Source organism: Aquabacterium sp., from assembly GCF_016195855.1.
Taxonomy (GTDB): Bacteria; Pseudomonadota; Gammaproteobacteria; order Burkholderiales; family Burkholderiaceae_C; genus Aquabacterium.
Window position 1 is genome coordinate 48,793 of sequence record NZ_JACPYU010000026.1, and the last position, 7,579, is coordinate 56,371.

At 64.4% G+C, this 7,579-nt stretch carries 7 protein-coding genes; 6 read left to right on the top strand and 1 reads right to left on the bottom strand.

Annotated elements, in window-relative coordinates; translation table 11 throughout:
• Positions 1-2: 2 nt before the first annotated feature.
• The 6 genes from HY019_RS20615 (at position 3) to HY019_RS20640 (ending at position 6,126) form a co-directional block, all read left to right on the top strand.
• Positions 3-665, top strand: a complete 663-nt coding sequence (locus tag HY019_RS20615; RefSeq protein ID WP_290695774.1) for a thiol:disulfide interchange protein DsbA/DsbL — start codon at positions 3-5, stop codon at positions 663-665.
• A 126-nt stretch (positions 666-791) separates the two neighbouring features.
• A complete protein-coding gene (lptA, locus tag HY019_RS20620) occupies positions 792-1,436 on the top strand; it encodes a lipopolysaccharide transport periplasmic protein LptA (protein ID WP_290695775.1) in 645 nt (214 codons plus the stop codon).
• Positions 1,437-1,439: 3 nt separating this feature from the next.
• On the top strand, positions 1,440-2,213 hold the full coding sequence (gene lptB / locus HY019_RS20625; protein ID WP_290695776.1) for an LPS export ABC transporter ATP-binding protein: 774 nt from the start codon (positions 1,440-1,442) through the stop codon (positions 2,211-2,213).
• Between the two features lie 26 nt (positions 2,214-2,239).
• Positions 2,240-3,775: an RNA polymerase factor sigma-54 gene (locus tag HY019_RS20630; RefSeq protein ID WP_290695777.1), complete on the top strand. Its 1,536-nt coding sequence runs from the start codon at positions 2,240-2,242 to the stop codon at positions 3,773-3,775.
• An 84-nt stretch (positions 3,776-3,859) separates the two neighbouring features.
• Positions 3,860-4,570, top strand: coding sequence for a DUF599 domain-containing protein (locus tag HY019_RS20635; protein WP_290695778.1), 711 nt, complete (start codon positions 3,860-3,862; stop codon positions 4,568-4,570).
• Positions 4,571-4,599: 29 nt separating this feature from the next.
• The gene (locus tag HY019_RS20640; protein ID WP_290695779.1) at positions 4,600-6,126 is read left to right on the top strand and encodes a THUMP domain-containing protein; all 1,527 of its coding nucleotides are present in this window, start codon (positions 4,600-4,602) and stop codon (positions 6,124-6,126) included.
• 166 nt (positions 6,127-6,292) lie between these two features.
• Here the strand turns inward: HY019_RS20640 and HY019_RS20645 are convergent, their stop codons facing one another.
• Positions 6,293-7,087 (bottom strand): 16S rRNA (uracil(1498)-N(3))-methyltransferase, encoded by a 795-nt coding sequence (locus HY019_RS20645; RefSeq protein ID WP_363302800.1) that lies wholly within the window; start codon positions 7,085-7,087, stop codon positions 6,293-6,295.
• Positions 7,088-7,579 lie beyond the last annotated feature (492 nt).

Consider the following 7,579-nt stretch of genomic DNA (forward strand, 5'->3'; position numbering starts at 1 on the left):
TCATGAACCGCCGTGAGTTTTCTATCCAGACCCTGGGTGCCGTGGGTCTGGGCATGAGCGCCAACCTGCTGCCCAATCTGGCACTGGCGCAAGGTGGCGAGCCGGTTGAGGGCACCCACTACGTCAAGCTGTCCCAGGCTGCGCCCACTTCCGCGCCCGTCGGCAAGATCGAGGTCGTCGAGTTCTTCTGGTATGGCTGCCCGCACTGCAACCACTTCGAGCCCTACCTGGCTGCCTGGGCCGCCAAGCTGCCCGCCGACGTGGTCTTTCGCCGCGTGCCCGTGGCCTTCCGCGAGACACCATTCGGCATCCACCAGCGCCTGTTCTACGCGCTCGAAGCCATGGGCCTGTTGCCTGCCCTGCACGCCAAGGTCTTCCATGCCATCCATGAAGAAGGTCTCAAGCTGGACAAGCCCGAGCTGATCGGTGACTTCATCGCCAAGCAAGGTGTGGACAAGGCCAAGTTCCTGGGCGTGATGGAGTCGTTTGGCGTGCAGACCAAGTGCCGCCAGGCCCGCACCCTGGCCGATGCCTACAAGATCGATGGCGTGCCCACCGTGGGCATCGCCGGCCAGTACTACACCTCGGTGGGCCTCAATGGCACGCCCGAGAAGGCCCTGGCCACGACCGACGCCCTGATCAACAAGGTGCGCAGGGCCCGTTAAGCGCCGCCTTGGGAGGGGCGTGTGGGCCCCTTGTTCCCGTGTGTGTATATCCGACCGTGGTGCGCCGGTTTCGCCAAATTGACCACCACGGCGCAGCGCTTCATGGCTACAATGAATGCAAAATTCATGCCGAAGATGCTGCTGACTTTCCCTAACTTTTCTCGCCTGACCTTGGCTTGCGGCTTGCTCGCCGCCATGTGGGTCGCGCCCGCCTGGGCCGAGAAATCCGATCGCTCGCAACCGCTCAATTTCGCGGCCGACTCTGCCCGGGTGGATGACGCACAGCGCCTGAACATCCTCAGCGGCAACGTCGAGATCACCAAGGGCACCATGACGGTGCACGCTGACCGCGTGGAGGTCCGCCAGAACACCGATGGCACACAAACGGCCACCGCGCTGGGCGGCCCAGGTGGCCGGGCCTATTTCAAGCAAAAGCGCGAAGGCGTGGACGAGGCCATCGAGGGCGAAGCCGAAAAGGTCGTCTACGAAGGCAAGGATGACACCGTGCACTTCACGGGGCGCGCCGTCATGCGCCGCCTCAAGGGCGTCACGCTGACCGACGAAGTCACCGGCCAGGCCATCATCTACGACAACAAGACCTCGGTCTTCCAGGTCGTGGGCAATGCGGGCAACACCACGACCACCAAGGGCCGTGTGCGCGGCGTGATCACGCCACGTGGCGGTGAGCCCACCCCGGCACCTGCCCCCAAGGACAAGGACGTCAACCTCACGCCGGCCTCCGGCCTGTCGAAACCGGAAGGCGCGCGCTGAACCATGTCCGTGTCGCCTTCCCCCGTCTCCGCTGAAACCAGTCAACTGCGCGCCGAGGGCCTCAAGAAGCGCTACGGCGCCCGCACCGTGGTGCACGACGTCCATGTGGCCGTCAAGGCCGGTGAAGTGGTCGGTTTGCTGGGCCCCAACGGTGCCGGCAAAACCACCAGCTTCTACATGATCGTGGGCTTGGTGCGCGCCGATGCCGGCCAGATCGACATCGATGGTCAGCGCGTCGAGCGCTTGCCCATTCACCAGCGCTCCCGCCTGGGCTTGAGCTACCTGCCGCAAGAGGCCTCGATCTTTCGCCAGCTCAATGTCGAGGACAACATCCGTGCCGTGCTGGAGCTGCAGGTCGATGAGCACGGCAAGCGCCTGAGCAAGCCCGTCATCGACGAGCGCCTCAACACCTTGCTGCACGACCTGAGCATCGAGAAGCTGCGCACCAGCCCCTCCCTGGCCCTGTCGGGTGGTGAGCGCCGCCGCGTCGAGATCGCCCGCGCCCTGGCCACACAGCCGCGCTTCATCCTGCTGGATGAGCCCTTCGCTGGTGTGGACCCGATCGCCGTGATCGAGATCCAGCGCATCATCAGCTTCCTCAAGGCGCGCGGCATCGGTGTGCTGATCACCGACCACAACGTGCGCGAAACCTTAGGGATTTGCGACCGGGCCTACATCATCAGCGAGGGGCGTGTGCTGGCTGAAGGCCGCCCGGCTGACATCATCAACAACGCCGAGGTCCGCAAGGTCTACCTGGGCGAGCACTTCCGCATGTGAGCGGGGTAACCAGGTAGTCAGCAGCCATGAAGCCATCCTTGCAGTTCCGGCTGTCCCAACACCTTGCGCTGACCCCGCAACTGCAGCAGTCCATCCGCCTGCTGCAACTGTCCACACTGGAGCTGCACCAGGAAGTCGAGCAGATGCTCGAACAGAACCCCTTCCTGGAGCCTGAAGAAGAGTTCTCGCCGCTGGAAACCGCGGCCACCGCCGAGTTCGAGCGCCAGCGCAACGAGCGTGTCAGCACCGAAGACAGCGGCGCCGATCGCGAAGGCGGCATCGGCGAGGCCGAAACCCCCGCGCTGGACACCGCCGATCTGGGCACCACTGAGCGTGACGACTGGGAAAACGGCACCGAGCGCGATGACTTCGACGGCATCCGCGAAACCCCCTCGCGTCAGAACGACGACGATGACTACGACCCGCTCGAACGCAACGCCGTCTCCATCTCGCTGCAGGAGCACCTGCGCCAGCAACTGGGTGGCACACGCCTGAGCGCCCGGGACATGGCCGCCGTGGACATCCTCATCGAGTCGCTCAATGAAGATGGTTACCTGGCCGACCCGCTCGAGGACATCGCCCTCAGCCTGCTGCCCGAAGACGCCGATGAAGACACGCGCGAAGAGGTGCTCTCCACCTTGCGCTGTGCCCTGGGCTGGTTGCAGAACCTGGAGCCCGTCGGCGTGGGGGCCGCCAACCTGTCAGAGTGCCTGGTCCTGCAATTGCGCACCCTGCCGGTCAGCGAAACCCGTCAGGTCGCCATCCTGATCTGCCAGCATCACCTGGAGTTGCTGGCCCGCCGTGACACCAAAAAGCTGATGGCCGCGACCGGCGCTGACGAAGCCATGATCAAGGCCGCGCAAGGCCTCATCGTCTCGCTGGAGCCCAAACCCGGTCGCGCCTTCACGCGCGCCGAAGCCAACATCATCGTGCCCGACGTCATCGTGCAGAAGTCGGGCCGGGGCTGGAAGGTGGTGCTCAACCCCGACGTCATGCCCAAGCTGCGCATCAACGACCTGTATGCGCAGGCCTTGCGCTCCACGCGCTCGCCGCGCGGCACGGCGGCCACCGAAAGCCACACGGCCCTGAGCTCGCGCCTGCAAGAGGCCCGCTGGTTCGTCAAGAACATCCAGCAGCGTTTCGACACCATCCTGCGCGTCTCCAATGCCATCGTCGAGCGGCAGAAGAACTTCTTCACCCATGGTGAAATCGCCATGAAGCCGCTGGTGCTGCGCGAGATCGCCGATGAACTCGGCCTGCACGAGTCCACCATCTCGCGCGTGACCACGGCCAAGTACATGAACACCCCCTTCGGGACTTTCGAGCTCAAGTACTTCTTCGGCTCGTCGCTCAATACCGAGGCGGGTGGCAACGCATCGAGCACCGCCGTGCGCGCGCTCATCAAGCAACTGGTGTCCGCAGAAAACCCCAAAAAGCCCTTGTCGGACAGCCAGCTGTCCAACATGCTGGAAGAGCAGGGCATCCAGGTCGCCCGCCGCACTGTGGCCAAATACCGCGAAGCCCTCAAGATCGCGCCGGCCAACCTGCGCAAGGCGCTCTGAGCCCTCACGCCGACCCTGCGCGCTTGACACAGAACGTGGGCATCGATTCAGATCGGTGCCCGCCACCGCTTCACATCACACGACATGTTTGCTTCGCTCACGCACCTCATCAGCCTCCTGCCCTGGCAGGACTGGGGCGCGCTTGCCCTGTTCTGTTTCGGCTGGATCGGCTATGCACTGTTCGCCAGCCGTCGCGCCAAGGTTGAAAGCACCCTGCTGGCCAGCACCAACCACTACCGGCGCCTGTGGATGGCCCAGGTCACCCACCGTGACCAGCGCATCGTGGACGCCGCCGTGGCGCAGAACCTCGCCAGCAGCCCCAGCTTCTGGGCCTCGACCACCATCCTGGTCCTGGGCGGCTTGCTGGCCGTGCTCGGCACCAACGAGCGCGCCAACGAACTCGTCAAGGACCTGCCCTTTGCCGCGCGCACCTCCATGCTGGTCTTCGACATCAAGATCATCGTGCTCCTGGCCGTGTTCGTGTACGCCTTCTTCCGCTTCACTTGGTCCATGCGCGTCTACTCCTTTGGCGCGATCCTGGTGGGCGCTGCGCCCAATACCGATGTATTCGAGCGCGGCGAGGCCGACCGCGAAGAGTTCGCCAACCGCGCGGGCAAACTCATGGGCATGGCCGCCGAAAGCTTCGCCGATGGCCTGCGCGCCTACTACATGTCTTTTGCCGTCATCGGCTGGTTCGTGTCCCCTGTGGCCTTTGCCATGGGCACCCTGGCTGTCCTGTGGGTCCTCTATCGGCGAGAATTCCGCTCCGATGTGCTGGCCATCCTGCGTGCCTGAGCGCATCACCAACCGATTCCTGCCCCACCATGCCCATCAAGCCTCCTCGCCGCCCCGTCGTGTCCTCGGCCACCGGCCGCCCCTCGGGATCCCGCGAGTCGGGTGATCCGCGCTCGGCGCGATCTGGTCGCCCTGCAGGGCCGTCCGGCCCCGCTGGCCAGTCAGCAGATCGCCCCCGCGCCACGGCCCCGGTGCTCGCGGCTGACCGCCCTGCCGCGCTCTACCTGTCGTGTGCCGCAGGCGTCGAGCCCCTGCTGGCCGCCGAGGTTGGTCGCATCGTCGACAACCGCGCGCTGGTCAACGAATCCCGCGGTGGTATCGAAGTGCTGCCTTCGCCGCAACTGCGCACCCCGCAAGAGCGCCTGGCAGCCTTGGCCGACTTCGCCATGCGCCTCAACCTGGAAAGCCGCCTTGCGCAGCGCGTACTTTGGCGCGTCGCCTCGCGCGTCTACCGCCACGAGGACGACATCTACCACCTGGGTCGCACCGTCAACTGGTCGGAGTGGATCACGCCGCGCAACACCATCCGCGTCGACGTCACCTCGCGCCGCAGCCACCTGCAAAGCCTCAACTTCGCCGCCCTGCGCGTCAAGGACGCCGTCTGTGACGACATGCGCGACCGCTTCGGCGAGCGCCCCGACGTCGACACCCGCTTCCCTGATCTGAGCCTGGTCCTCTACATGGACGACATGGAGGCCGTGCTTTACGTCGACACCTCCGGCGAGGCCTTGTTCAAGCGCGGTTGGCGCGAAGACACTGGCGAGGCGCCCCTGAAAGAAACCCTGGCCGCCGCCATGCTGGCCGCCGCCGACTGGCAGGGCCGCCCCGAAGACGGCGCCTTGCTTGATCCCTGCTGTGGCGCCGGCACCATCCCCATCGAGGCGGCCCAGATCGCCTGCGGCATCGCCCCGGGCCTGCAGCGCCGCTTCGCTTTCGAAAAGCTGCTGCCATTCCGTCCGCATCTGGCTGCCTGGCAGGCCATCAAGCAAGCCGCTCGTGATCGCCAGCATCCACCGCGTGTGGCCATCTATGCCGGCGACGTGGCCTTCCGCATGACCGACTTCGCCACCCGCAACGCCGAGCGTGCCGGCGTGCGCCAGTACATCGAATTCAAAACGGCGGACGCCCTGCAGCGCCCCGTCCCCTGCGAGCGCGGTGTGCTCATGTTCAACCCGCCCTACGGCGAGCGCATCGACACCAAAGGCTCCGCGCGCAACGCCTACCGCGCTCGTTCCGAATCCGAGGATGGTGAGCCCTACGAGCCCCAGGTCCGCGCCGGCCGCGAGCAGTTCCAGGACGAAGAGGCTGCGACCTTCTTCCAGCGCTTGTCATCGCACTGGAAGAAGCAATACACCGGCTGGACAGCCTGGATCCTCAGCCCTGACATGAAGCTGCCCGGCGCCATGCGCCTGAAAGAAAGCCGCCGCGTCGTGATGTTCAACGGCCCGATTGAATGCCGCTTGTTCCGATTCGATCTGGTGGCCGGTGGCAACCGCCGCGCGCCCGCTGCCGGGGCGGATGCACCCACCTCGCCTGCGCCATCCGACGAAAGCTGAGTGCCGTGTCGGGCGCTTGACGCGCCCCTCATTCCAATTGCGGGTGCCGGGTGCGCTGCCGCGTCGCTCACGCCTTGTTCAGGGTGCACCCAGGCGCAGGTGCGACTGGAGCCCCATTTCGCCTTGCCCATGGCCGCCAGTCGTGCTTCACGGGCGTGTCTCGCAGTCAGGCTTCGCTACCGGCCTCGTAACCGGTCTCATATAGCGAGGCCATCACACTGAGTGCCGCCAGCGGTGCCGTGTCTGCGCGCAGCACCCTGGCGCCCAGCGTGATGGCCGTCCAGCCCGCATCCAGCGCCGCCTGTTCCTCCGTGGCCGACAAGCCACCCTCCGGGCCGCTCAAAAACACAAAGCCACCTTCAACCTTGGCTTGCCCCTCGCTCACCGCTTGAGCCTCCGCGCCAAGCCACTGCCGCAAGCTCACCGCGTCCCGCAAGCTGAGCACACCCTTGCGCGCCTCAGCGTCCCCAGTAGCGACCCGCAACCAGTTCTGAAGCGTCTGCACCCCGCGAACCTCGGGCACCACCGCGCGCCCTGACTGCTCGCACGCCGAGATGGCCACGGCCTGCCAGTGCGCCACCTTCTTGGCCGCGCGCTCCCCGTCCAGGCGCAGCACCGAGCGCTCACACACCAGGGGTTGAATCGCATGCACCCCCAACTCCGTTGCCTTTTCGATCAGCGCATCCATGCGGTCATTGGCAGGCATACCCATTGCCAGCGTCACCTTGATCGGCAACTCGCGGTCCACGCTCAGCGCTGACTCGATTTCAACCGCCACCTGCTTGCGCCCCATCTCGGTGACCCGAGCCACGCATTCGCGCCCCAGGCCATCAAACAACTGGATCTGCCCACCCGGCTGCATTCGCAGCACCTGTACATGCCGAGCTGCGCCTTCTGGCAACTCGCAGACCTCACCAACTTGCAGGGGCAGGGTGTCTCCGACATGAAAACGAGGCAGCACGATCAAGAACCTTTCACGATTGAGCGGTGCGCAGCCGGATGCGGCCACAAGCAATGTGCGCATTGTCCTTGTGTGGGCACCCATTCCCGCCGCCACGCACAGGCAAACACATGCCTTTCCAACTGGTTTGAAACTGCTTCGCCCTGGGGCAATCGCATCTTTTCAACTTTTTTCTGACAAACACTTGCGCACCCTGTCAAAAAGGTGCCATAATTGCGTTCTTCGCTGCTCACGACGACAAACAAGTTGCTGAGCAAAACAGCGAAAAAGTTCTTTAAAAATTAACAGCCGATAAGCGTGGGTGTTTGGAGTAGATCAGCAGGTTTTAGGACTTGTTGTCTTGAGACCAAACACTCATGGATAGATGAAGAAATGAAATTCACTTGTAGTGAAGTTCACTTCAATTCCGTTTAGTGAGTGAGTTTTAAACAGAGATTGAACTGAAGAGTTTGATCCTGGCTCAGATTGAACGCTGGCGGCATGCCTTACACA

Excerpts from the sequence above, each read along its gene's own strand:
- HY019_RS20615 (WP_290695774.1), top strand. The coding sequence starts at position 3 with ATGAACCGCCGTGAGTTTTCTATCCAGACCCTGGGTGCCGTGGGTCTG.
- lptA (WP_290695775.1), top strand. The coding sequence starts at position 792 with ATGCCGAAGATGCTGCTGACTTTCCCTAACTTTTCTCGCCTGACCTTG.
- HY019_RS20630 (WP_290695777.1), top strand. The coding sequence starts at position 2,240 with ATGAAGCCATCCTTGCAGTTCCGGCTGTCCCAACACCTTGCGCTGACC.
- HY019_RS20635 (WP_290695778.1), top strand. The coding sequence starts at position 3,860 with ATGTTTGCTTCGCTCACGCACCTCATCAGCCTCCTGCCCTGGCAGGAC.
- HY019_RS20640 (WP_290695779.1), top strand. The coding sequence starts at position 4,600 with ATGCCCATCAAGCCTCCTCGCCGCCCCGTCGTGTCCTCGGCCACCGGC.
- lptB (WP_290695776.1), top strand. The coding sequence starts at position 1,440 with ATGTCCGTGTCGCCTTCCCCCGTCTCCGCTGAAACCAGTCAACTGCGC.